Raw genomic sequence first — 22325 nt, 5'->3', positions numbered from 1 at the left:
TCGACATCGACGCCGCGCTCTTCCACCTCTCGAGCGGGCGATAGCCGAAGGGACAGCATATCAACTCGACGGAGCCTCGCCCGGCGCCCAATAGGGACATGCTTTCTGCTCTTCATTTCCGGTCATCAACCCGCGCGACCAAAATGAGAACTTCTCCGAATCGACCAGTATTCCGCCGTCTTCTCGAATACGGCCGATATCATTGAGCGCGTCGTGAAGACCGACAGTGCATTTCCCCAGGCGGCCGTCTGGATAAACCAGCAGGTGATTGGGCATGGCCGCGTAACATAACTCCGTGTCGATCCTCCAATGCATCGTGTCCCGAACGATTCGATAGAAGGATTCCTCGATCTCGCGGTATGTTTTACGATCGAGCACGGCAAGATCATCATCATTCGTCCCGCCCCACTTGCCGACAGGTCTGATGAAAGTCTTGAACCGAGGGTCGTCTCCGAAATCCTTCGCGATGTTTTCCGCCAACCGGCCTATATCGTCCGCATTGGTCGGCGAAGCATTGACACGAATTACGCTCGTAAAATCTCCGACCGCTTTTCGATAGGAGAGGAGATTTTCATATATGAGGTTGAAGGTCCCGTCGCCGATTTTCGTGTGTCTAGCCTTGTCGTGAGAGTCTTTCCATCCATCCAGAGTAATCTGGAATTGGACGAGATCCTCATCGAGCAGCTCCTGTAGTTTCGTGAGCGTCAACATTGTTCCGTTCGACGTGAGCGAATAAGAAAAGGCGCAATTCAACTCTGAATTGTGCGCCAGTATTTCTCTCATGCGGTGGAAGGCGAGCATGGGTTCCCCGCCGAAAAACGAAACATCTACGCTGTCGTATTTATGCGACAGCACCCCGAAGAAATTTTTTATCAGATCTGCTTGGCGCTCGTCGGAGCCTTTGTACTCGTAGCGTTCGTAACAATAGTCACAACGTAAATTGCATTTCTCTGTAAGCAGAAGTGTGACGGAAAAACTGCTCATTATCGTTTTCCGACACGAATCTCATAGTTGAGAATAATAGAAGGCTTGCGCTTGCAAGCCTTCCGCCTTACGACGAATTAAAGCGCTTTTAGCTGCTGCACTCGCAGCCGCCGTTAGTTGCACTGGCAGCCGCCGTTATTAAGTGCAGCGCGCCCCCCGCGGCGTACTTCGCCAATAGATTCTTTCACATGTTCTGCGAATTTTTTGTCCTTTATGATTATTTCTCCCTTCGGATCGATCGTGATCCAGTCGACTGGGATTTTATTGAGGTCGATCTTGTTTTCCGAGGTAGCCATTTGTAACTCCCTATTGTGAATTTCCCGATAATGCGCGTCCAAAACGCAGGTGTAATTTATGTGTTCGATGGAACATCGTAGGCTCATGCACCGAAGCGTGCTACTACCTGAATCGAGGGGATCAGAGCTACGTTGGGATTCCGTGCAATCCGATCCTTGGGGTGCCAGCAAGGATCCTCGTAATGGTAGGTTGAGACGTCGATAGAGTGGGTCAAGGATACACAACCTGCCGAACTACTCTAACGGAAACCGAGTTGTGACAACTAATCCCCCCACAATAGCGCAACCCTACGAGCCCGGGGATTACTCGCGGTTGCGCGAGGTTTGTCACTGGGAGCCGCGAACGGAATATGTGGGACGCTTCGTCACTAATGTTGAGACGGTCAGGGTGTCGAACGAATACGGCGAATGGCGAGCCGTTCAGATGCATCAGTGGATTGATCGATATCGCAATTACAGTGTGCAAATCTGCTCATACTGATGAGTAGCCTGAGGCCGGGCAGCGCATCTTGCAAAACATCAGCGTTCTCCGGCAGCGCTTTGATCCGAAGGCTGTGGCGAAGGAGGTGGCTTCTCGATCTCGCTCGGCAAGGGCCGCGAGAGGAGTCTATAAAGCGCGAGGAGACGATGAGCCATATCGGTCGCTTCAGCAGTAGTGATCTCTTCTCCTGAGGCCTCTTTGTATAGGCGGCGGAGTTCTTCGAGTTGTTCGGGCGAGACCTGGCCGCCGGTGGGAGGCATCACCGCATGATACGGAAGCGGTGTCCGAACCATAGACTGGGGGTTATGCCGCACGAGGGTCAGTTGCCCAGCCTGTGCTAGGTAGCCAGTTTGCTTCGGATCCCCAGATGCTTTTCGATAACCGCGATGCGTTCGAGCGCATGGTCGATCTCCAAGCGATAGCCATCGATGTTCTCGACTTTCGTTCTCAAGATACAAGATCGGTACGAATGACTCTGAGTTCCTGCTCGATGTTTAGGAGCCTTTCGTCGATGCGAACCAGCTTCTCCCCCACCTTGTCCATCCGACCTTCCACTTGTACCAGCCGATCTTCCACCCGCTCCAGCAGATCTTCCACTCGTTCCAACCGAGTGTCGAGCGCGGCGATATCTGCCTTCGTCGCCATGAGCTGGATGATGAAATCGAGACTCTCCTGAGCTCCGTTGGGCGTTGCATTCATGCGTCTATTTTATACCGCATCGGTTTCAGCGCAATCTGATGACGGTCGAATGGCCGCAGCCCCTTCCGCGGATGTGCCCGAAGTTGCGCATTTCTCCCGGCGTCCGACCAATTCTGGTAGGTGTCTCGCGGATCGTTTCGGGGACACAATCTGGCACCAGTGGAGCCAAGAACGATCAAAAGGATCGAGGTTAATTCAATTCGCGCAGCCCGCGGTGTAGGGTGGGCGCCCAAACTCCTGAGGCGAGGCCACGATGGCGATCGTGGTGCTTCGAGTCGAAATCGCAATTGCGGTTATCAAGGGCATGGAGGGCGCGAGCCTCGAAAAGAGTGGCGCCTCGGAGTTTTTAGTCTTTCCTGTTCTCACGGCGACAGCTGTCTACATCGGAGCGCCGATCATGTCTGCACCAACCAAACTTGGCGTCCTGGCTATCATCGGCACCGGAATCCAAGGAGGACGGCAGTTGATTCGAGAGGCGATCACGCGGATCAAGAGTTCCGACGTGATCATGTTCTGCGTCTCCGAGCCACTAACCCGTGACTGGCTGCTTGAGCTGCGCCCAGACGCTGAAGATCTCTCGCGCTTCTACGCGGATGGCAAGGATCGGCGGACCACCTACGAGGAGATGGTTGAGAGCATGCTCAAGCCGGTTCGCCAAGGCAAGACGGTCGCGGCGGCGTTCTATGGCCATCCGGGCGTCTTTGTTTCGCCGTCACATGAGGCCGTCAAGCGCGCCCGGCGCGAGGGGTATCGCGCCTTCATGCAACCAGCCATCTCTGCGGAGGCCTGCCTTTATGCTGACCTCGGCATCGATCCGGCTCAGCACGGCTGCCTGTCCTTTGAGGCGAGCGAGTGGCTCGTCTTCGGCCACAAGCTTGATCCAAGCTGCGCCGTTATTTTATGGCAGGTCGATTGCGTCGGCGAGGCCAGCTATCAGAGCGAGGGCTACAGCGGCGCGCATGTGCCGCTCCTCGTCGAGAGCCTCCTACGCTATTATGACGCTGGTCACTTTGCGTATCTCTACCATGCGCCCGTCCTGCCGATCGGCCGCTCGAAGGTTTGGCCGATAAAAATCGGCGAATTGCACGAGACACTGCGGCGCTACAGAACCGCCGGGACGCTGTTCATCCCACCGGCGGCAGAGCCGCCAGTCGACCTCGATATGGCGCGCCGCCTCGGCATATCTGCCGACGAACTTGAAAGGGATACGCACATGCCGCCCTGGGGTGTCGATCCGCGTTTCCTGATCGTCGTGGGCAACACGGTCGAGCCGGAGCCGCACCTGTGACCAGCGAGCGGGCGGCTCCTGGCTGCGTGAAGCAGAAGTGTTGCAGTTTCTCCGAGGGCGCTCTATGGGACGCCCTTATCAGAGCTCGTCCGGAGGTTTGGCGATTTGAGATTCCGTTACCTCTCATCGATCCCGCGCCTCTGGCAAAAGTCTCCGCCTTGGACTGGGCAGCGATCGTTCGCTCCGATCTCGTGCTTGACGCCGAGGATGCGCATGCGGCTTTCTTCACGAGAGTTGAACAGGCGCTGGCGCAGGGACCCGGTTTCGCGCTGCTCAGCCGCATCCCCGTCGAGGCTCTTTCCTTTCGCGCTGCGCGCTTGCTCCACATCATGCTTTCCAAGAGGTTTGGGCGCTTGTGCCCGCAGGACGCGTCAGGATCCTACCTCTGCGACGTCGTCGATTCGGACACGTCCGGTCGCATGCACAGCGACGACCAAATTGCGCTCGGACGCCGCTGGAACAACCTGCCCTGCCATACCGATCATGCCTTCGGCCGTGCCCCACCGCGCCGCCTCGCTTTCCTCTGCTTCCGCGCCGCCGAGGAAGGTGGCGCGGTACGGCTTGCTAGTGCGGCGACGCTGCTCGCACGTGTCGCGAAGATCGGCCCCAATCTGGTCGAGGACCTGCGGCGCCCCGTCCCTTTTGACGTGAAGCGTCAGATTGACGCTAGTGACGATGCGCTCGACGCTGTAGCGATCGTCGGCTCCGATCCTGACGGCACTCGGTTGCGCTATCTTTATCACCAGATCGCTCACGCGCGCCTCGATTCGCGACAGCGCGAGGCGGTTGGAGCTTTGGAAATGGCTCTTGCCGAACCCGGGCTCGTCGCCGAGCTTATGCTCTCTCCAGGTGACGTGCTCTTGATCGACAACCGCGTCGTCCTGCATGGCCGGGGCGCATACCACAATAAGCAGGTGCCATGTACTCCGCGCCATCATCTCCGTCTCTGGTTGATTTAGCTCACGCTTGCCAGCCAACTTGTGTTGTTACCAGATATGGTAGTTGAAGCGACTTTGTTGCAGGGCATACTTCTCCACTCAAGATTGATCATGCGGGAGAGCCAACATGGCAGAATCGAAGCTTTACGAGTTTTTGCGCGGGCTCAACGACGATTCTAATAAGCTTACCGAATTCGAGAACGATCCAGAGGCTGCTATGGATGCTGCTGGCCTCACTAGTGAGGAGAAGGAGGTTGTCAAGAGTGGTGACGAGGAACGCATCATGCGTCAGCTTGGCGCTCAGGACGCTGCGCAGGCAGCTTTCCGCGTAATTCGCATACGCAATATCCGCATTCGCTTTGGAGTTTGACCTTGGCGCGACGGCGAACCCCGTCGCGCGCCTTCTCTCAGGGAGTGCCGACTGATGGGTTGCTTAACTGTGGTTGGAAGCGGGATTAAATCGCTCGCTCATATGACTACGGAAGCGGCGGCCGCAATCCGGCTTGCCGACAAAGTGCTCTATGGAGCCGGCGAGCCGCTAACAATCGATTGGGTGGTGCGCAACGCGAAGTCAGCGGAGTGCCTCGACGTGCTTTACGAAGAGGGAAAAGATCGGATGCTGACGTACAATGCGATGGCGGGGCTGATTCTCTCGTACGTGCGCTCGGGTCTGAAGGTCTGCGTCTCATTCGAAGGTCATCCGGGTATCTTTGTCGACGTTGCGCATCGCTGCATTCGGACGGCTCGGGCGGAAGGTCATCAGGCGCGTATGCTGCCGGGTATCTCAGCCCAAGATTGTCTCGTTTCGGATGTTCTTATCGACCCTGCCGAATACGGCTGCCAATCCTTCGAGGCGACGGACTTCCTCATGCGCGGCTATGAGCCGGACGTAACGAGCATGCTCGTTCTCTGGCAAGTTGGCTGCATCGGCCTTTCGACTTTCTCGCGTAACCGCCAGCCGAAGAAGAATGTACGCATCCTTACCGAGGTATTGGAGAGGTCTTATGGCGCCGACCATCCGGTGATCGTGTATCAAGCCGCGCTGTTCTCGGTGTCATCGCCGAAAATTCTTGAGACGCCGCTACGCGACTTGCCCGAGCACGATCTTGGCCTCGCCACGCTCTACGTCCCGCCACTCCGCGAGGGCTTGGTGAATAGAGAGCATCTTGCGCGCTTTGGTATCGCGTGAGCGCGACCGCCTTCAGCCGATCAGGCTGCGTTCAATGCCGATCAAGAAGGCGTAAGCCGTCGCGATGTCTCGGAACTGCTCATACCGGCCCGAACGGCCCATGTGTCCTGTGTCAAACTCAGTCTTTAGAAACTGCATGCCGCTTCCGGTCGACATCGTTCGCATGCGTGCTATCCACTTAGCCGGCTCCCAGACTGCTACCTGCGTGTCATGCAGGCGCGCGAGCGCGAGCACGTGCGGATAAGGTTGAGGCTGGAGTTTCTCATAGGGCGCGTACGAAAGAATGCAGCGGCGGTCTATGGGGTCATTCGGATCGCCCCACTCGTCGTAGTCTGTTGTAGTGAGCGGAATCGTCGGATCGGAAAGTGAGTTGAGCAAGTCGACAAACGGCGCGATGGTAACAGCGGCACGAAATAAATCTGGCCGCGCATTTAGAGCCCCGCCGACGAGCACGCCGCCGGCGCTCTCGCCCATGGCGTAGATACTCGAAGCGAGCCCGATCTCTCGCGTGTATTCGGCGCAGGCGATAAAATCGGCGATGCTCGTGGTCTTGGTCCGCCGGCGGCCCGCTTTGTGCCAGACGCGGCCGAGTTCGCCGCCACCGCGCACATGCGCGATCGCGATCCGAAATCCGCGATCAATCAAGCTGAAGCGCGGCAACCAGAGATACGGGTCGATGCTGAAGCCATAGGCGCCGTAACCGTAGACGAGGGTGGGGCCTGGCTGTCCACAGTCGCTCTTGCGAGACAGGATGGTCAGCGGAACGCGCGCACCGTCGGGACGGTCGACGCGATGCTCCTCCGCAGCGTAGTCGTTTTGGTCGAAGTTTCCCGCCGCTTTCTCGTGCTTCAGCACTCTGGTCTCTCCCGAGACGAGATCGAGTTCACAGATACGGGGAAAATCGGTATAAGTTGCCCATTCAAATCGGACGGCTCTGGCATCGAGCTCAACATTGTCCTTGAAAGCGATCGAGGCTGGCTCACGCGAAGGCGGGAATTCCCTTTCGATTTCGCTTCCGATCGAAATGATCCGTCCGCGCATCGCGCCGTCAACGCGCTCAGTCACAGCAACGGTGCCTTGCAGCACCTCGAAATCCTCAAGATAGGATCCAGGGTCGGGCGCCCAAAATGGACGCCAAGCATGGGTTTCCTCAACGGCGCGCGAGGCGCGCATCAAACGAAAATCGGGGGCATCATCATTCGTGCGGATAACGAAAGCAACGCCATCGAATTGAACCTCATATTCGCATTTTGGCCGGCGCGGCGCAACGAGACGCGCCGGCCCAAGGATGTCATCCCCCGGCACAAAACGGACCTCGTCCTCATCGCCCGAACTGCTGCGTATGAAGACGAAATCATCCCCTTTCGCAGGATAAATGGAGCACGAAAAAGCCTCATCTGTCTCATCATAGACTGTCTCGGCGCTCTCCGGAGCCGCACCGATCCGATAGCGCTTTACCCGCCGCCAGCGCAAAGTCTGGGAGTCGAGTTCGGTATAGAACAAAACCTCCCCGTCCTTCGACAAGACCATATTTCCGGACGCGCCGCTGATCGCTTGCGGCAGGACGGCGCCCGTAGTGAGATCCTTGAAGCGAATCGTATACAGCCGCTCGCCGGTGACATCGATGGCAAATGCGAGCAGGCTGGAACGCCGATCCACGCAAACCTGGATGTCGCACGATGCGTGAGACGCTGCGATAGCGGCGTAGTCGAGAATTGTTTCGCGGGCCTCTGGGATGCGGGAATGCGCACGCTCGAATCGGGGATATTCCGCGCCTTCGGGGTAGACAAAGCGATACTCGTACTCCCCATATCTGTAGGGTACGGTCTCGTCCGAACGCGGGGATCGAGAAGCGATCTCCTCGAAGATTTCTTGCTCAATGGCGCGCGCCGGAGCCATGGCCGCCGCAAGACGCGCGTTCTCTTCCTGGAGGAAGAGAAGAAAACGCGGGTCGGAGACGTCGCGCATCCAGGAAAACTCGTCGGCGCTCTTGTGCCCACTTCGCTGGGCCATAACTCGAAGCCCGTCTGCATGCGTACCTACCACGAACTGTAGACGCGCTGCGAGCACAGTCAAGGGGCCTGATAAATCCACCCTGGCGAAGGGACGCATCGGCTAGAATAGTCCCCTCGCTCTTGCGTGGCTTGCTTGAGACAACGCTCGGACTTGCTGCGTTCAGCCCGGTGGTAGTGTCAGATCCGAACGTCGTTCTGGATCAAATCAAGGCGGCGAGCAAAAGGCAACACCTAGGAGCCGAATTTCGTTCGACGCTATCGAATGCGCTCGAAGCCTGCTAGGGGTAAGATCGACGATTACGGAGTGAAAAGCCTCATGTCAGTTGGATCATTCAAAATCGAAAACAAAGCCTACGCGGACGAGTATCTAGACGCGCTCTTCGAGGAACCGAAATGCCGATCGATGGCTGAGGTCCGCATGCGCGCCGACAAATTTATCCCGCGCTGAAGTCAGAGACTATTTCATTCGCGAGGCCGCAAAGCGGCTCGAAGCCCTCATGAGCTAAGTATTTCCTCAGGCTTCCTTGTTGCAGTCGCGCCGCGCAGCCGTTCGATCCAATGAGCGCCGCTACTCTTCGCTCTGCTTATCTTCTCTCAACTCCGAGAGCGTCTTCCCGTCATATTTCCAATAGTCCGGCCCAGCGATGGCAGTCCAGCCAAAGCCCTTTTCATGCGCAATCTGGAGAGCCGAACTAGACAAGCTTTGCTCTTGTCCTCTGAACTCCACCCACCGCTCGCCTTTGACTGTGCACGTTATGTTTTCATCAAATACGGACTGGAGAATCGTCCCCGGTGCTAGTCCGACCGTTGCGAAGCTAAAATTAGCTCTCCGTTTCTTGGCTTCGCCCAGCGCTTCCTTATCTCCCGGCTCGGTGAAGAGTTCGGTGCCAGGCGTAACAACCTTAAGGCACAACAGCTCAATGATGGCTTTGGGACGATCAGGCGATAGCTTGAAAAATTCGCGGCTTGGCCGGACCCGATGATCACCAAAGGCGGTGTGTATCGCCTTCTCGGCCTTTGCGGCGTCCGTGACTTCCGCTGCATAGAAGCACTCGAAAGGAAGCGGGATGGACGTATTATTTAGCTGCTTAATCCTCTCGGCGATGTCACCGTTCGTGATGCCGATTTTTGATCAGCCCCGGCATTGCTTCATTTGTGAGGACATAAATCACCTCGGGCATGGTCCAGTCCTGCGCACAAACCAAAGTTGCCGCATTATGCGCGAATCAACTTTTGCGTTCAACGGAAACCTTCATGGCGCGTGTTCAGGAGTTGCTCCGCTCCTGCCCGGGAGCCGCTACGTTCTATGATCACGCGGAGCAGCGCTCGGTTGACAGCATGTAAGGTGTTCGTTGGCTCCGGAATTGCAGGGGGCTCGGTAGCTCATAGGCGACGCTTCCCGAGGCGCAGCAAGATGCGTGGTTGGTTAGTGACGGTCGCCATTAAGCAAGATGGCGACGAAGAGTACAGGCACATGACTTACGCGGTCGCGGTCGCTGACCCAAGCGAAGCCGTGCATCTGCCAATCGAAGACAGCGGCGCCAATGCCGCAATGCTCAACTGTCCGATCGAAGCTGGCATGTTGCAAAGTCTCGGCTTGGAGCCCGGCGAGCTGATCATGATACACGATGACAAGGTCGATCCGATACCCCCACGTCCCCGGCGCCATTAGCCGCGCGTCTACTTTCGCCCAAGCCGCGTCGGGTTAACGACATTCTGCTCGGAGGCGGTGCGAGTAGTTAGTTGCGCGCCGTCATAGCTTACCGCGTCGTCCTCTCCAGCCGTCTGGCACGCGGGTTGCTGAGCAAGGGGTGGCTCTCGCGAGGGCCGAGCGTCGATGGGAAACTTCGTGCGGGCGGTCCGTCAGCAGCTCCGCCCGCACGCTTTTCCGTTGCGTCGGCCTCAGAGATTGCGCTCTGTCGATTTCCGCGCTGTTTGTCTTCACTCCTGCATAATAACCGTCTGGCATGCGAGTTGCTGAGAGGCTTGTTGGCTTGGCTGTCAATCTTCACGCAACCCCAGACAGACCAGGCTTGGCGTAGCAAACTCCGCGCGGGTGGTTCCTCCAGACGCCCGCGTCTTTTTGCGGCCGCAGACCGCAAGGTCTTCGGCGACAGGGCTTTGCGGAGATCGTTCCAAGACCCGTGAAGAGGCTTCGGAGAACGCGATAGCGTCGCTCAAAGAAATGGTCCGAAGGGAACGCGGAAACGAGCGTCGTACTTGCCGCGATTGCGGATCTTAGGCGGCTAGGCAGCCACAAAGCCGCCCCCAGAACCAGAGCTCTCGTCATAAGGAGCATGCTGCGATGGACAGGCTCAAATTCATTCCGGCTTTCGAGGCGGCGATTCGCTCCGCGGATCCCGAGAAGCTCGCCGCACTTCGGGAGACCATCCGCCAGCGCGGAGGCCCTGACGAGTTCGCGCTGACGACCACAGAACTGATACGCAAACATCCACTCACGCTTTTTAGGTTGATCAAGATCATCGCCGAGGCTGCGCATGAGGACCGCCGCCCATGAGCATCAACCCGGCTCGAAACCATACCATTCTCATCGCCGACGCGGCGGTATCCGTCGTCAATGTGGCTTGCACAGCATGGCGGCTATATGTGCGAGCAAACAGAACCGAAGACATCGACCAAGAGAGGCGCGCGCAATGGCCTACCCCATCCGTCTTCGATGGCCTGATGCGCTCAGCGCAATTGCGCCGCGATGATTGAGGTGGTCCGTCACCATGTCGCCGCTTATCGTTATAGTCGCTTCGATGCAACTGAGTGTTTTAGCCACGATCAACATCACTGCTCAGCCCTCACAAAGCATAGACGAGTGCCGGAAGATGGGTGAGGCAGCGATCAAAGCCGCGACTGTGAAGCCCGGCTTTTCCGCCTCCTATGTCTGCCACGACACTACCCTCCAGCGGGGGTTATCCGGCGCGTTAGGCGTGGTTGCCTACCAGAAAGAGGATGGCGGAATAACGATCCTAGAGGGATACATGGCGACACTATCGGACTGCAAGGTTGCTGGAATGGTAGCGGCCGGTAACAAAGTGGTTCCCGGCACAACGGCTTGGGCGTGGGCCTGCTACGATCTCGGCAGCTTTGGAGGGTGACGACAGCAGACTGCGGCGCGAAGGCCGCAATGCTCCGCTGCCCGATCGACGAGCGCAGTTGCAAAGACTTGGCCTGAAGCCCGGTGAGCTTCTGTTGTAGACGACGAGATGAATTCGATCACCTCACGTCCTCGGCGTCATTAGGTCACGTCTGCTCTCGTTCAAACCACGTCGGCTTGACGACATATGGTCCGGAAACGCGCGAGGAGTCCACTGGCGCACGCGTAAAAGCGCGCCGCTTTGCCCTCTCGTCTTTCTCTTTCCATCTGGCACGCAGGTTGCTGAGCCAAGCGTGGCTTGGTTGCTCATTGATTGGAAACTCCTGAGGGCCAAGCTTCTCGACCGGAAACTTCGTGCGGACGATCCGTCAGCAGCCTCGCCCGCACGCTTTTCCGTAATCGGCGGAGCGTCGTCGGTGACCGAGAGACTGAGACGCGCTCCCGACGGCACAGATGAGGGACGCGCAGATGACAAAGCATCGCCGCCGTTTCATGCAAGCGGTCCCGCTAGAGCAGCGACTGGAGCAGGAAGCGAAGGGCCTCCGCACGGAGGCAAGAGAGCTGTCGGCCGGTGCCAAACGTGAAAAGGCTTTGCGGAAGGCCCGTGAGAACGAAGTAGCGGCGCGTATGACAGAATGGCTGACATCGCCGAGACTTCGCGCCGACGTAGCTTGTCTACCGGCCAACCTTCGCACCGGCGGAAAGCGTCGTGATCAGCACGTGGCATCTGGCACGTGAATTGCCAGGAGAAGTACGGGCTTGGCTGCTCATGCATTCGTGCTACCCCCATGCGAGCGTCAAGCCTGCGCGGGTGGACCTCCCTCCACCCGCGCTTTCTTTTCTGTGGTGCCGTGGCCTCGCGCGCCGAACAAGCAGCTGAGGAGAGAATGTCGTGAGGGAAAAGAAAACGGCCGATGAGCTACGGGCAATGTTCATGGAGGAAGTTGCCAAGCATCCGAGCTGGAGCCACATCAGGTCCGTGGCGATCACCCGATCGTTTGCGACTGCTCCCAAATTCATAAGCTGGTATGCGGGATTTGTCTGCGAGGGCCGCGAGATGGCGCCGGCAGCCGCTTTCGTATTCGCGAAAGACCTTGCCAGACAATACGATCTCGACGGAGAGCCTTAGCTCTCGATACAGGCTAGGACTGACATGGCATCAGGATGGATGGTTTCGGTCGGCACCGTCAAAGACGGCAAGGTTCGATACGTGACTTATGCCGTCGCAATGGCTGATCAGGCGGAGGCCGTGAAAGCTTCATTGGCCGCCAGCGCGGGGGAAGCAACGATCGTGAATTCCGAACTCCGCGAAGCCGATTTGAGGGGCCTCGGCCTAAAGGCTGGCGAGCTTGTGGCCGTATACGATGATCGAAATGATCCCCTGATGTCGCGCACTTGGCGTCCTGTCAGACCGCGCGGCTCAAATTAGCGGGCAGCCGCAGGGATCAGCGTCACCTGTTCGGGAAATGTAGTCGCCCATTGCAGCAGGTCCCACAATGTCAGACATCTCACGTAAGGCCCGCCATGCGGTTCGGCGGTATGTCCCACAAGCTCATAGCTTTTTGGGCCGGTTTGTCGGACCTTCTCTAGGCATTGGTGCCCGTTGCGCTCGAAAACTCTCATGGCAATCATGCTTCGCACCTCGATTGTTCGTTTATTCCCAGGATCAGAAGCGCTGATCCTGTTATCACCGTCAAAGCAAATGAGCCATCTTTTCTGAGTCCGGGCATCACTGCTACTCCCATGATTGATCAGATTGGCGACGCGTCCTGATACAATTTTGGGGGTATCTCCACTACGCCGAATGTAGAGAGCTTGACAGTCCAAAGCGTACGGTAGAAGCCGCCAATTATCTGGGCAATACTATCTAGCGAGGCGCCGCACCGAAAAGCTGCTCGCCGAACTATCTCTATATGGCCCGCGGGAGGCAAACGCCGTCGCGTGCGGACGTTTCGTCGAATGGGTGTTTTCCGACGACCCCTACGCGTAAACCTCGTCGCGTGCAGGCGTCGTACTCGTCTGCCAGCCTGCACTTCGATGGTCAGCGCGACCGCTGCGATCAGCATGGGTCATCTTTGTCTTCGCCAATGGGTCAGATAGGCGTACCCGCCGTGCGCAATCTCTATTCGATAGCCATAAACCAAGCCGCGATCGCCTCCTATTCGGAGTCGTCTACGGGTTTGGTTGCATGCGAATTGCGATAATTGGAAAAAGCATGATCTGAACGAGGAGGAGATTTTGATGCAAAAGTATTTTAGTCAGCACTGTCAGGGCTTGGTCCGAAGGTGTATCCGGAGCAGGTGGCGCCAGAATAATCTGCGCATCGCTATGGTGTTCTTGTTCCCGCCTACACCAACTGCGGCGGCCTTACGGCGCGACGTGAAGCATTATTATCCCGACCAGCAGAGCAGCACCTAAGACCGCAATGCCAATACAGATGCGAGCCGCAGTTGAGTAAGAATGGAAGCGTGGTTGTTCGACCATGCCGCGCTCCTCTTCAAGCATCTTTGCTGACTTCTTTAGCTCGGCCGCCCGAGGATGAATAGCGGATGAGTGGCTAGGGAGCGATGGCCCCCCAGAGTAGGTAGGAGCCTGATCCAATGTTGATGCTGTACCTTCAAACATCGTTAGCCGTCACGGGCTGGTCGCCGTGGAGCATCAGGATCTGACGATGTCTAAAAAGAGTGCCAGCTTGCGCCCCGAAGTTAAGAAGCGCATCGCCCAGATCGAAAGTATGACGCTGGTCCAGATTCAACGGGTCATGATGGATTGTGTGTCCGAGCGTTCTGCTGGCAGGATGACGACATGTGAGGGCAATGCGCTGCGCCGAGCACTGAACAAACGGGTTAGCATCCTCAGACGAGAATCTGTCACGTAAGAGTCGCGAGCTGGTCAGGCAAGGCACTGACGTCGCACAGCCGTAGCACACGCATTTAGCTGGGGGAGCCTAGATAGGAGCCTAGATAAATGAACTCTTCTAGGTGGGAGTTGCCAGGCAAGCGATTTACCCGATGGTCTAAGCTGGACGACCAGCGGGTAATCGAACTGTGGGAAGCCGGGCGAGCTACGAAAGAGATCGCGAGTGAGCTAAAGCGCAGTGAGTCGGCGATCAGAGCCCGGGTCGCCACCCTTGCACGCCTAAAGAAAGAACCCACCGCGGTGAGTTAGGACGACCGCGTCTTGGACTCCCTTAACGTCGGCGATCGTTGCCGGCTAGTGACGACATGGGGGCGAACTCGGCGCATCCCACCCTTCGTGCGCCCCGCATTAGGTTGGCGACATGAAACAGCAGGTCCGAGCGGCCTCAGCTGCGGTCGCGTTCGCTTACAATCGCCGCTGCAATGTCATCGGCGTGTACGAACGCGAAACCAAAACGTGCAACGAGATTAGTGTCGCCGTATGCGGAAAACGAGTGGACGGATACGACCACGACAGTAAATGCCAGGTCAGCGGTTTGTTACCATACTTATATCACCACGGCGCGAAGTCGCCTTGGATATTGAGCCCTGGGACGTCGGAGATATGGATCGGCTATGAGGACGACACATCGTCCTTCTTCTCGGTGAAAATCATCAGCGGTCACGTTCAGGTATTTGATTGCCGCCTAGTCCTGAACTTCACATACACAATATGGTGGAGAAGCGCGCAATCCGATAGCTGTTGATACCCCTTGGTTTGCTGAGCCGGGTCATTTCTACGGAGGATTTAGGCTGGAACGAACTGGAAAGCTGCGAGGCGGCCGGCGACGCTGGAGCTGGCGTCCGCGTCTCTCGTTTCCGGCGCTCCAATAGCTTTGACGGCAGAAGCGCTTCTGGGCCAGATCGCCATCGCCAAATATGCCAATGGCGAGCCGCCTTACCGCCAGAAGTAGGCGAACACATTCACGCCGCACCTCCCACAGAAGCTAGTTCAACGGAACGAACGTGCAATCGCTACGCTCTCGCCACCGACATCTCGACGTAGGAGCGATGACTTCCGATACCAGCAATCGCTTTCGTTCCGGCCCAATGCGCCGACCCGCACCAAGTTGCTGATCAACTGTTGTGAAACCCTTGGCATTCGCGGGTAGAGGTGAATGAACGCCTCCCGGTTTTGGTAGTAGTCCACATGAGTGTCAGCAACTAGCGTCTCAACGACCCGAAGGAAACTACGGGCCCTCGATACGGGCCCTCGACTTGCCGCGATACGCCAAAACGCATTTTCGAATCGAAGACTCTAGAGACCATTATAATAGCGGACCCAATCTGCTCAGGGTCAACGAATGACAGCTTAGGAGGCAGCGAGATTTGTCGTTGGCACGTGCTCTAGAGAGAGCTGGCGAATACTGAGTGCCTCGAGCTAGGTTACAAACTACCTGCGGACGAGGGGACGCAAAACGCGACACGCTTACACAATCACCTGCGAATGCGTCAAAAACCGTCACGGCGAACCGCGAAGGAGTGCAGGTTATGGAGATCACCAATTTCGGACTCCCAGCCTTCATCGAGGACTTTCCGCCGAATAGTCCCGAATATGCCGACCTGAGCCATCGTTGGACCATCAACGTCAACGGCTGGATCCAGCAGGCGACTCCTGACCCAGCCTACTACTTCTACAATCCACTCTACACTGATATCCCTTTGGGCACGGAGGCAGTGTTGGTCGAATGGGTGGCGTTTCCGGGTCGACTTGACCAGTACTATTCCAAGACGCCGCCAGTCAGTCCACCGAACCCATACAATCTCCTCCAGACCCAGGTTTATGAACTGGCCGACACCGGCTATTACGATGCCGGTCGGAAAACGTTCGAGAACATTCCGGCGACGCTCTGTCCGCAGGCCGATTGGAGCGGAACGCTGAAGACGTTCGGACCATACGGCCCGCGCGGCTGGCTCGACGAATATTGCGAATGGTCGACGGTGCGCGATGGGGACGGCAATCTCGTCCGTGTCGATTTTGCCTGCGAAAACCCTGAGTACTGGAATACGATGTGGAAGGTGTCACAGGAGCGGGTGCGCGAGCTCTACGAACAGACGCTTAACCACGGGGCGCCAGTCGTAAACCAAATCGAGGTCACGCTCGACGAGCTTACGCTAATGGATTCGAGTGGCAATCCCGTGATTGATCCCGACACCGGCAAGCGCGCGTACAATCCGCTCAACAAATGGAATTCGGGGCCGATTGCAACGCGCGGCGGCGCCGATCCGTATGGCGGGGTTATGCATCTCACCAGTACGCCAAATACCTTGCAGACCGAGCTCGGCCTCGCCGGCGCCGCAACGATGCAATACGTGCCGCCCCAGTTTCAAAGCGATCCGGCCAGCCGCAATAGCGATTCCCAGGCGCTGATCTGCTGCGGCAACTACGGCCAAGCATATCGTCACAGCGATCCAACCATCGGCCAGAGCGTCAATCAGGTGGTAGGCGGGCAATATGCTGGCGTGCCACTGCGCGCCTGCCTCGCCAATCCGGTCGGGCTCTATATCCAGGTGCCGGATTCGTCGAGATTCGCCTTTGGGCCCAACATCGAGGTCGGCGTCGACGTGCCCGGCGACGCCAAACCGATCGACATCTACCAGATTCTGCGTGGCTCGGCCGAGGTCGTCGATCCGGTCAGTCGGGCACCGTTCCGAGGCAACATGGTGCTACATGCGGCCGTGCAGATTCCAGGGAATTGGCTCGCCATGAATCCGAATCTCACGCTGGCCGACATGCTGATTAACGGTCAGCCAATTCAATGGGCCGGTCAAATTGCGAACCAATTTAAGATCGGCTTGTTCGCGCGGCCGCTGGAGGCGGACCGGGCTGCGCCGCTCGCCGATTGCTCCAGCTCGACACCGACGCCCGGCGCGCCACTGCAATGCGTGTGGGCGATCTTGTGGGACGCCATGAGCGAGGTCAATGAACCATGTCCGACCGGCGCCAAGATGCCGCTCTCCAGCAACAGCACCTTCATCGCGCCCTGGCTGCCGGCTGACGGTTCGGCACAGGACCTCGTGCTGACCTGCAATCCAACCAGTGAGCCGGTCTCGGTACAGGTCCAGCTCGCCGACGGCTCGGGGCCGGATCCGAGCATTGCAGTTACCCTTCACAGCGCGACGCCAACCTTCTACGCGGTGCCTGGCAATTCCTATCCAGGCAACTACACGGCACTTGCTGTCACCGTAACGGTGCCGAGCGGCGCCAACCCCGGCCTGCGCGGCATCCAGATCACCCAGATCACCAGCAAAACCGTACTGGCTCTTCCTGCCGCGGTCTACATCACGGGTTAGAGCCATGGGTTACTGCTCGCGGACACTCGTCCTCGCCGCCGCTCTGTTCGCATTCGCGCGCGGCGGTCCGGCGCTGGCCCAGCCGACTGACACCAATCCCTGCGGTGCCATCGGCGTGACCCAGGTGCAGCCGAAGCCGATACTGCCAACTTATTTCAGCGCCGCCTCGAAGAATCAGATCGCAGCAGACTGCTTCGCCTGGCAGGAGTTCATTTACCTCAACTGGAAGGCCGACCCGAAGGTTTCGGGGACGCCGGATGCGAATACCCCGTGGGCGAGTTTCGGCATGCCGGGCGATACCTCGGCGACGGTCTGGGAAAGCTTCCTCTCGGCGAGCCAGGCGTTCACGCAATCGGACGCGCGCGCCAAATCGGCTTGGCATGACAAGCGTCCGTCAACGAAAATGCTGTTCAATGTGTCGAAGCTCGGAGACGCTGTGCTCGAAAACATCGGCCAGGCTGGCAATGGCAAATGGATCACCGACCAGCGCGGCGTTCCGGCGTTCTATGAGATCCTGTTGAACGAGGACGAGTACGCCTACATCACCACCAATGTGTTCGACGATTCGGATCTCACCACATTCGCCGGCCAGCGCGCCTGCGCCTCGCAGCAGGGCCAGGGCGGACGCGGAGGCTTCAATCTGCCAGCCGGAAATGCGCAAGGCAACACAGACGTCGATTGCAAGGGCAAGGTCGCTACCTATGGCCAAGGAGTCGGCGCCATCGAGATCAAGGCCGCCTGGGTCGCGCTGCCCTCGGACGGTTCGCTCAACTACCGTTACAAGACGACGTTGGCTGAATACACCCTGCCTGGCGGAAAGCCTGTTCAGGCGACCATGGGCCTCGTCGGCCTGCACATCATTCACAAGGTGCCTGGGGCCAACCAGTTCGTCTGGGCAACCTTCGAGCAGATTGACAATGATCCCGATGACAACAACGGCAATCCGGTCGCGCCAACCTTGCCGCGCAATCCCAACCAGAAACCACCTCCAGGCTATACTTTTTTCAATGCGAACTGCAATCCGCAGACCGACATCTATTATCGCTGCAAGCCCAACACTCCTCCGGGCGACGCGTGTCCGATTGGCAAGCCGCCGACGCTAGACTGCTTTCCCTATTCGGCGCCGATGCAGATCACCCGTATCACGCCAGTGGACTCGCAGGCGAATTCCGTCACTGATTATGCTTGGAAAATCCTGCCGGCGGATTCGGTGTTCAACTATTACCGCCTGATCGACGTGCAATGGCCAAACAGCCCGCAGCCAGTACCGCCGCAGAGCAGTGTACCGCTCTCGACCGGCGACATCACGCCGTCGAGCGGCAGTCACATCGTCGCCAACACCACACTTGAGACCTACTTACAGACCCAGAAGTCATGCATGGATTGCCATCAATCCGCCAGGATAGGCAACCCATCGCAGCAAATAATCGCTAAAGTTGCCGGCCGCCGGCTGCGCCGCGTGCTGGTCGCGCCGCCCAAAGTGCGAATGGGTGCAACTGATAATCCGGACTACGCGTCCGATTATTCCTTCGTATTTACTGTGGAAACGAACCGATGAGCTGAGAGCAGTCCAAGCCCACACAGCGCCACGTCCAGGCAGGCCAGAGCAGCTCTGATGAAATCACCGAAGGCAGGCATGGGGCCGCCGGCACGACGATACAAGGCTTCGACAACTTCGGCCCGCCGGTTTATCGATGTGTCACCCGACGCGCGGGACTCGCGCGTGTCGCCATAGCTAGGAAGGCTCGTTGTACACGGTTCGAAAGCGACCGCCCCACGGCACTTAGACACGGCGTCAAGCCCTGAGTTCGGATCGTGCGCCAACCTTCCAGTCTTCCGCTTTGGCGCGAAGACACTGCGCCGGGGATGTGCTCTTCCGGCAAAACTCGCTAGCGGTACAGCTTCCGTCAGCCTTCGTTACCTAAAAATATCGAACCATAAAGCCTTAACCTAGGGTATAAGATTCCTCGTCGGCTGAGGAGCGCCGCCCATGAGCATCAACCCGGCTCGAAACCATACCATTCTCATCGCCGACGCGGCGGTATCCGTCGTCAATGTGGCTTGCACAGCATGGCGGCTATATGTGCGGGCAAACAGAGCACCCCGAAACTTCGATCAAGAAAGGCGCGCGCAATGGCCTACTCCATCCGTCTTCGATGGCCTGATGCGCTCAGCGCACTTGCGCCGTGATGATTGAGGTGGTCCGTCACCATGTCGCCGCTCATCGTTATAGTCGCTTCGACTTTTTTATGGTCGCGAGCGACGCACTGGATGTTTGAGGACAATCGATCTTAGGGTTGTCGATATTGTCCACATCATGCCCGGCATGATCCATCGCATTGAAGCCAAGGCTGACATCACTCTTGTAGAGGTCTCCACTCCGGAATTGGATGATGTAGTTCGACTTGAAGATGACTGGCACCGCGGAAACGGCCGCCTTGAATCCGAACATTCGAGCGAACGGTGAGTGGACCATTTGACCACTGCGGCCGCTCATGAGCTATCGCCAAATTTGGTGAGGCGAGGCCAGTCAGACGAGATGATCAGCCGGCTCCATTACAGCCACAAGACGGTCAACAATGCTTTCCTCGCACTTGGCGTCTTCCTCAACGGGCGCCTTGAAGGCACGATGACGTTCGGCCCGTCGATGGACAAGAGCAATATTCAAGGGCTGGTGCGCGAGACGTCATGGAACGGCTTCCTCGAATTGAGCCGGCTGGCGCTCTCGGAGGCGCTCCAGCGCAATAGGGAGAGCCGCGCGCTGGCAATCGCCATGCGGATAATCAGGAAGAATTACCCGCACATGGGTGAGTGATTTCGTTCGCCGATGGATGCCAGTGCGGCGATGGAACGATCTATCGCGCGGTGGCCTTCGTGCTGACCGGCATCAAATTGAACAAGAGTCTGTTGCGACTACCCGATGGCTCGGTCACGCACAAGACGGCAAGTGACGGGAAAGAACCGCGCCGCGCATTTCGCCAAGACTGGCGGGGTCATGGTCGGGTTAGGGCGTGCCGCTCGACAGGCTATCGAAGTGATCACGACGTACTTCCGCTGAGCACATCATGCCATAGAAGTTTGACGGGGCCGGCCACTGCGCCGGCCTCTCGCTTTTGGTCGAATCACTCCGAACTGATAGAGTAGACGATCCGAACGATCGAGGAGCAAAGCATGATTGCCATGAGAGTTTTCGAGCGCAACGGGCACCAATGCCTAGAGAAGGTTCGACAAATCGGCCCAAAAACCCTTGAGCTCGTGGGACACACTGCCGAACCGTATGGCGGACCTTACGTGAAACGTCTGACATTGTGGGGCCTTCTGCAATGGGCGACCACATTTCCCGAGCAAGTAACATTGATCCCGGCGGTCGCCCGCTAATTTGTGTCGCGCGGTCGGACAGGACGCCACGTCCGCGACATCAGCGGATCATTTCGATCATCGTATACGGCCACAAGCTCGCCGGCCTTCAGCCCGAGGCCCTTCAAATCAGCTTCGCGGAGTTCCGAATTCACGATCGTTGCATCACCGGCGCTGGCAGCCAATGACGCCTTCACGGCTTCCTCCAGATCAGCCATAGCGACGACATAAGTCACATATCGAAGCTTGCCGTCTTTGACGACGCCGACCGAAACCATCCACCCAGCTGCCATCTCAGTTCTAGCCTATGAAGAGAGCTTCTGTTTTCTAGGTGGCGGACCAGTCGCCATAAGCTCCGCAATCGCGGCGAGTACGGCGCCGGTTCCGATCTTTCCCTCCGACCACCCTCTGAGCGCTGCTATAGCGTTCTTCAAAGCCTCGTCTCGGGTCATGCCATGATCTCCACGGCGTGCCGCTGTTAATGCGGCCTCAAGGGCGACGGAGAAGGAAGCGCGGGTGGAGGGAGGTCCACCCGCGCAGGCTTGACGGCTCGCAAGGTGCAGCGCGAATGCATGAGCAGCCAAGCCCGTACGTCTCCTCGCAATTCGCGTGCCAGACGATCATGATGCCACGCGCTCGGCTTATCATCGCGCCGTCAGAAAAGCGCACGGACGGCGGGGCCGCCGACCGTGCGAGTTGCGATGCGCGGCTTGGCCCTCACGAGGTCAGTCAGTCAGAGAGCCAAGCCATGCATGGCTCAGCAACCCGCGTGCCAGAAGATCAGAAAGAGAAGGGAAGCAAATTGCGCGCTATCACAGCACGCCAGCTTACTGCTCGTGGGAGCTTCCGGACATGCGTGTCGTCAATCCGACGCGGTTGAACGAGATCGAACGTGCCCCTAGTCGCGCCGAGGCCGCCCATGGATCGGATCAATCTCGTCATCATGCACAACGATGAGCTCTCCGGGCTCTAGGCCCAAAGTTTGCAACATCCCATTTTCGAGCGGGCAGTTGACCATTACGGCCTTTGCGCCGCTATCTTTCAAGGCTAGCTTCACGGCTTTCCTTTGGTCTGCGACTGCGACCGCGTAAGTTATGTGTCTGTACTCGTCGTCTTCGTCGTCTTCCTTGATGGCGACTGTTACTAACCAACCATCCATATTGCTGCGCTCCGGAAAGGATCGCCTCGGTCACCTCATTGCATGAATGTTGCGGCCGCAAGGACGGCCAGCGAAGCCAGTCCCAGCAAAATGACGCAAGCTATGTACGGGAGGTCGCCGCGCACTACACAGCTCCAGCACTAAAACGGAGCGTGCATTCCAACACAAACCAACGATCTATGCTCCGCAACCTGACACGGAAATACAAGGCCCACACCTACCAGCTTGCGTAGGTATCGGTCGCACGGGTCAGCGATCCATTTGCTGGCGCACCACTAGCTAACGAAATCATCGAACGAAGACGACGGCCACTGAACCGGCGCTTCCTATGATGGGTCCCCGTCGAGATCGTAAAGTCTGGCAACTCGCGAATGCGCGTGCAGAGGTTCGAACGCGGGAACGTGTCATCCGCTTGTTTGAGGCTGAAGATCTACTCCATACCGACCTGCGTCCAAGAGAGGCTCCGTATCGTTACCGCCGTAGAGCCGCCACGTCCAGCTGACCGATGTCGCACTCAAGCTCCAGGAGCGCAGCGTGGCTGCGTTAAAGCGCCAGGCGGCCG

Annotated in this window: 20 protein-coding genes; 14 read left to right on the top strand and 6 right to left on the bottom strand. The window is 57.9% G+C overall.

The window, feature by feature from the left end; all coding sequences use genetic code 11:
- Positions 1-60 precede the first annotated feature (60 nt).
- The 3 genes from ACVISU_RS17880 to ACVISU_RS17870 all read right to left on the bottom strand — a co-directional run bounded on the left by ACVISU_RS17880 (position 61) and on the right by ACVISU_RS17870 (position 2460).
- On the bottom strand, positions 61-984 hold the full coding sequence (locus tag ACVISU_RS17880) for a radical SAM protein (RefSeq protein ID WP_456707796.1): 924 nt from the start codon (positions 982-984) through the stop codon (positions 61-63).
- A gap of 113 nt (positions 985-1097) precedes the next feature.
- Entirely contained in the window at positions 1098-1280 is a 183-nt protein-coding gene (locus ACVISU_RS17875; protein WP_456707795.1) for a hypothetical protein, read from the bottom strand.
- Positions 1281-2208: 928 nt separating this feature from the next.
- Positions 2209-2460: a hypothetical protein gene (locus tag ACVISU_RS17870; RefSeq protein WP_456707794.1), complete on the bottom strand. Its 252-nt coding sequence runs from the start codon at positions 2458-2460 to the stop codon at positions 2209-2211.
- 253 nt (positions 2461-2713) lie between these two features.
- Between ACVISU_RS17870 and ACVISU_RS17865 the strand changes: the two genes are divergently transcribed.
- The 4 genes from ACVISU_RS17865 (at position 2714) to ACVISU_RS17850 (ending at position 5875) form a co-directional block, all read left to right on the top strand.
- The gene (locus ACVISU_RS17865; RefSeq protein ID WP_456707793.1) at positions 2714-3748 is read left to right on the top strand and encodes an SAM-dependent methyltransferase; all 1035 of its coding nucleotides are present in this window, start codon (positions 2714-2716) and stop codon (positions 3746-3748) included.
- A 158-nt stretch (positions 3749-3906) separates the two neighbouring features.
- On the top strand, positions 3907-4707 hold the full coding sequence (locus ACVISU_RS17860) for a TauD/TfdA family dioxygenase (RefSeq protein WP_456707792.1): 801 nt from the start codon (positions 3907-3909) through the stop codon (positions 4705-4707).
- 106 nt (positions 4708-4813) lie between these two features.
- The gene (locus ACVISU_RS17855) at positions 4814-5056 is read left to right on the top strand and encodes a hypothetical protein (RefSeq protein WP_225649414.1); all 243 of its coding nucleotides are present in this window, start codon (positions 4814-4816) and stop codon (positions 5054-5056) included.
- Positions 5057-5110: 54 nt separating this feature from the next.
- Positions 5111-5875: an SAM-dependent methyltransferase gene (locus ACVISU_RS17850; RefSeq protein WP_456707791.1), complete on the top strand. Its 765-nt coding sequence runs from the start codon at positions 5111-5113 to the stop codon at positions 5873-5875.
- 12 nt (positions 5876-5887) lie between these two features.
- On the opposite strand, the gene ACVISU_RS17845 is transcribed toward ACVISU_RS17850, so the two are convergent.
- Entirely contained in the window at positions 5888-7888 is a 2001-nt protein-coding gene (locus tag ACVISU_RS17845; protein ID WP_456707790.1) for a prolyl oligopeptidase family serine peptidase, read from the bottom strand.
- A 570-nt stretch (positions 7889-8458) separates the two neighbouring features.
- Positions 8459-9010: a GIY-YIG nuclease family protein gene (locus ACVISU_RS17840; protein ID WP_456710848.1), complete on the bottom strand. Its 552-nt coding sequence runs from the start codon at positions 9008-9010 to the stop codon at positions 8459-8461.
- A 294-nt stretch (positions 9011-9304) separates the two neighbouring features.
- Between ACVISU_RS17840 and ACVISU_RS17835 the strand changes: the two genes are divergently transcribed.
- From ACVISU_RS17835 to ACVISU_RS17790, 10 genes are all read left to right on the top strand, one after another.
- On the top strand, positions 9305-9562 hold the full coding sequence (locus tag ACVISU_RS17835) for a hypothetical protein (RefSeq protein WP_456707789.1): 258 nt from the start codon (positions 9305-9307) through the stop codon (positions 9560-9562).
- Positions 9563-10195: 633 nt separating this feature from the next.
- Positions 10196-10408, top strand: coding sequence for a hypothetical protein (locus ACVISU_RS17830; protein WP_456707788.1), 213 nt, complete (start codon positions 10196-10198; stop codon positions 10406-10408).
- Positions 10405-10608 (top strand): hypothetical protein, encoded by a 204-nt coding sequence (locus tag ACVISU_RS17825; protein WP_456707787.1) that lies wholly within the window; start codon positions 10405-10407, stop codon positions 10606-10608. Before ACVISU_RS17830 ends, ACVISU_RS17825 begins: the two co-directional genes overlap by 4 nt.
- Before the next feature lie 14 nt (positions 10609-10622).
- Positions 10623-10997 carry a hypothetical protein gene (locus ACVISU_RS17820; protein ID WP_456707786.1) on the top strand — a complete coding sequence of 125 codons (375 nt, stop codon included), beginning with the start codon at positions 10623-10625 and terminating at the stop codon, positions 10995-10997.
- Positions 10998-12149: 1152 nt separating this feature from the next.
- Positions 12150-12425 (top strand): hypothetical protein, encoded by a 276-nt coding sequence (locus ACVISU_RS17815; RefSeq protein WP_456707785.1) that lies wholly within the window; start codon positions 12150-12152, stop codon positions 12423-12425.
- 1242 nt (positions 12426-13667) lie between these two features.
- Positions 13668-13874: a hypothetical protein gene (locus tag ACVISU_RS17810; RefSeq protein ID WP_456707784.1), complete on the top strand. Its 207-nt coding sequence runs from the start codon at positions 13668-13670 to the stop codon at positions 13872-13874.
- A 1570-nt stretch (positions 13875-15444) separates the two neighbouring features.
- Entirely contained in the window at positions 15445-17247 is a 1803-nt protein-coding gene (locus ACVISU_RS17805; RefSeq protein ID WP_456707783.1) for a hypothetical protein, read from the top strand.
- A 4-nt stretch (positions 17248-17251) separates the two neighbouring features.
- Positions 17252-18805 (top strand): hypothetical protein, encoded by a 1554-nt coding sequence (locus ACVISU_RS17800; RefSeq protein WP_456707782.1) that lies wholly within the window; start codon positions 17252-17254, stop codon positions 18803-18805.
- Between the two features lie 759 nt (positions 18806-19564).
- The gene (locus ACVISU_RS17795; RefSeq protein ID WP_456707781.1) at positions 19565-19714 is read left to right on the top strand and encodes a hypothetical protein; all 150 of its coding nucleotides are present in this window, start codon (positions 19565-19567) and stop codon (positions 19712-19714) included.
- Complete coding sequence (locus ACVISU_RS17790; RefSeq protein ID WP_456707780.1) at positions 19715-20062, top strand: Mom family adenine methylcarbamoylation protein; 348 nt, start codon at positions 19715-19717, stop codon at positions 20060-20062.
- A 559-nt stretch (positions 20063-20621) separates the two neighbouring features.
- On the opposite strand, the gene ACVISU_RS17785 is transcribed toward ACVISU_RS17790, so the two are convergent.
- On the bottom strand, positions 20622-20882 hold the full coding sequence (locus ACVISU_RS17785) for a hypothetical protein (protein ID WP_456707779.1): 261 nt from the start codon (positions 20880-20882) through the stop codon (positions 20622-20624).
- Positions 20883-22325: the final 1443 nt, after the last annotated feature.

The organism is Bradyrhizobium sp. USDA 4452 (genome assembly GCF_054063575.1).
Note: the sequence above shows the minus strand (reverse complement) of the source record. Positions and strands in the feature narration are given on the sequence as shown.

Bases quoted from the DNA above. Each gene is read 5' to 3' on its own strand.
- ACVISU_RS17785 (WP_456707779.1), bottom strand. From the start codon at position 20,882: ATGGTTTCGGTCGGCGTCGTCAAAGACGGCAAGCTTCGATATGTGACT.
- ACVISU_RS17800 (WP_456707782.1), top strand. From the start codon at position 17,252: ATGGGTTACTGCTCGCGGACACTCGTCCTCGCCGCCGCTCTGTTCGCA.
- ACVISU_RS17815 (WP_456707785.1), top strand. From the start codon at position 12,150: ATGGCATCAGGATGGATGGTTTCGGTCGGCACCGTCAAAGACGGCAAG.
- ACVISU_RS17880 (WP_456707796.1), bottom strand. From the start codon at position 984: ATGAGCAGTTTTTCCGTCACACTTCTGCTTACAGAGAAATGCAATTTA.
- ACVISU_RS17870 (WP_456707794.1), bottom strand. From the start codon at position 2,460: ATGAATGCAACGCCCAACGGAGCTCAGGAGAGTCTCGATTTCATCATC.
- ACVISU_RS17875 (WP_456707795.1), bottom strand. From the start codon at position 1,280: ATGGCTACCTCGGAAAACAAGATCGACCTCAATAAAATCCCAGTCGAC.
- ACVISU_RS17825 (WP_456707787.1), top strand. From the start codon at position 10,405: ATGAGCATCAACCCGGCTCGAAACCATACCATTCTCATCGCCGACGCG.
- ACVISU_RS17795 (WP_456707781.1), top strand. From the start codon at position 19,565: ATGCCCGGCATGATCCATCGCATTGAAGCCAAGGCTGACATCACTCTT.
- ACVISU_RS17865 (WP_456707793.1), top strand. From the start codon at position 2,714: ATGGCGATCGTGGTGCTTCGAGTCGAAATCGCAATTGCGGTTATCAAG.
- ACVISU_RS17835 (WP_456707789.1), top strand. From the start codon at position 9,305: ATGCGTGGTTGGTTAGTGACGGTCGCCATTAAGCAAGATGGCGACGAA.
- ACVISU_RS17810 (WP_456707784.1), top strand. From the start codon at position 13,668: ATGTCTAAAAAGAGTGCCAGCTTGCGCCCCGAAGTTAAGAAGCGCATC.
- ACVISU_RS17850 (WP_456707791.1), top strand. From the start codon at position 5,111: ATGGGTTGCTTAACTGTGGTTGGAAGCGGGATTAAATCGCTCGCTCAT.
- ACVISU_RS17805 (WP_456707783.1), top strand. From the start codon at position 15,445: ATGGAGATCACCAATTTCGGACTCCCAGCCTTCATCGAGGACTTTCCG.
- ACVISU_RS17820 (WP_456707786.1), top strand. From the start codon at position 10,623: ATGTCGCCGCTTATCGTTATAGTCGCTTCGATGCAACTGAGTGTTTTA.
- ACVISU_RS17830 (WP_456707788.1), top strand. From the start codon at position 10,196: ATGGACAGGCTCAAATTCATTCCGGCTTTCGAGGCGGCGATTCGCTCC.
- ACVISU_RS17855 (WP_225649414.1), top strand. From the start codon at position 4,814: ATGGCAGAATCGAAGCTTTACGAGTTTTTGCGCGGGCTCAACGACGAT.
- ACVISU_RS17845 (WP_456707790.1), bottom strand. From the start codon at position 7,888: ATGGCCCAGCGAAGTGGGCACAAGAGCGCCGACGAGTTTTCCTGGATG.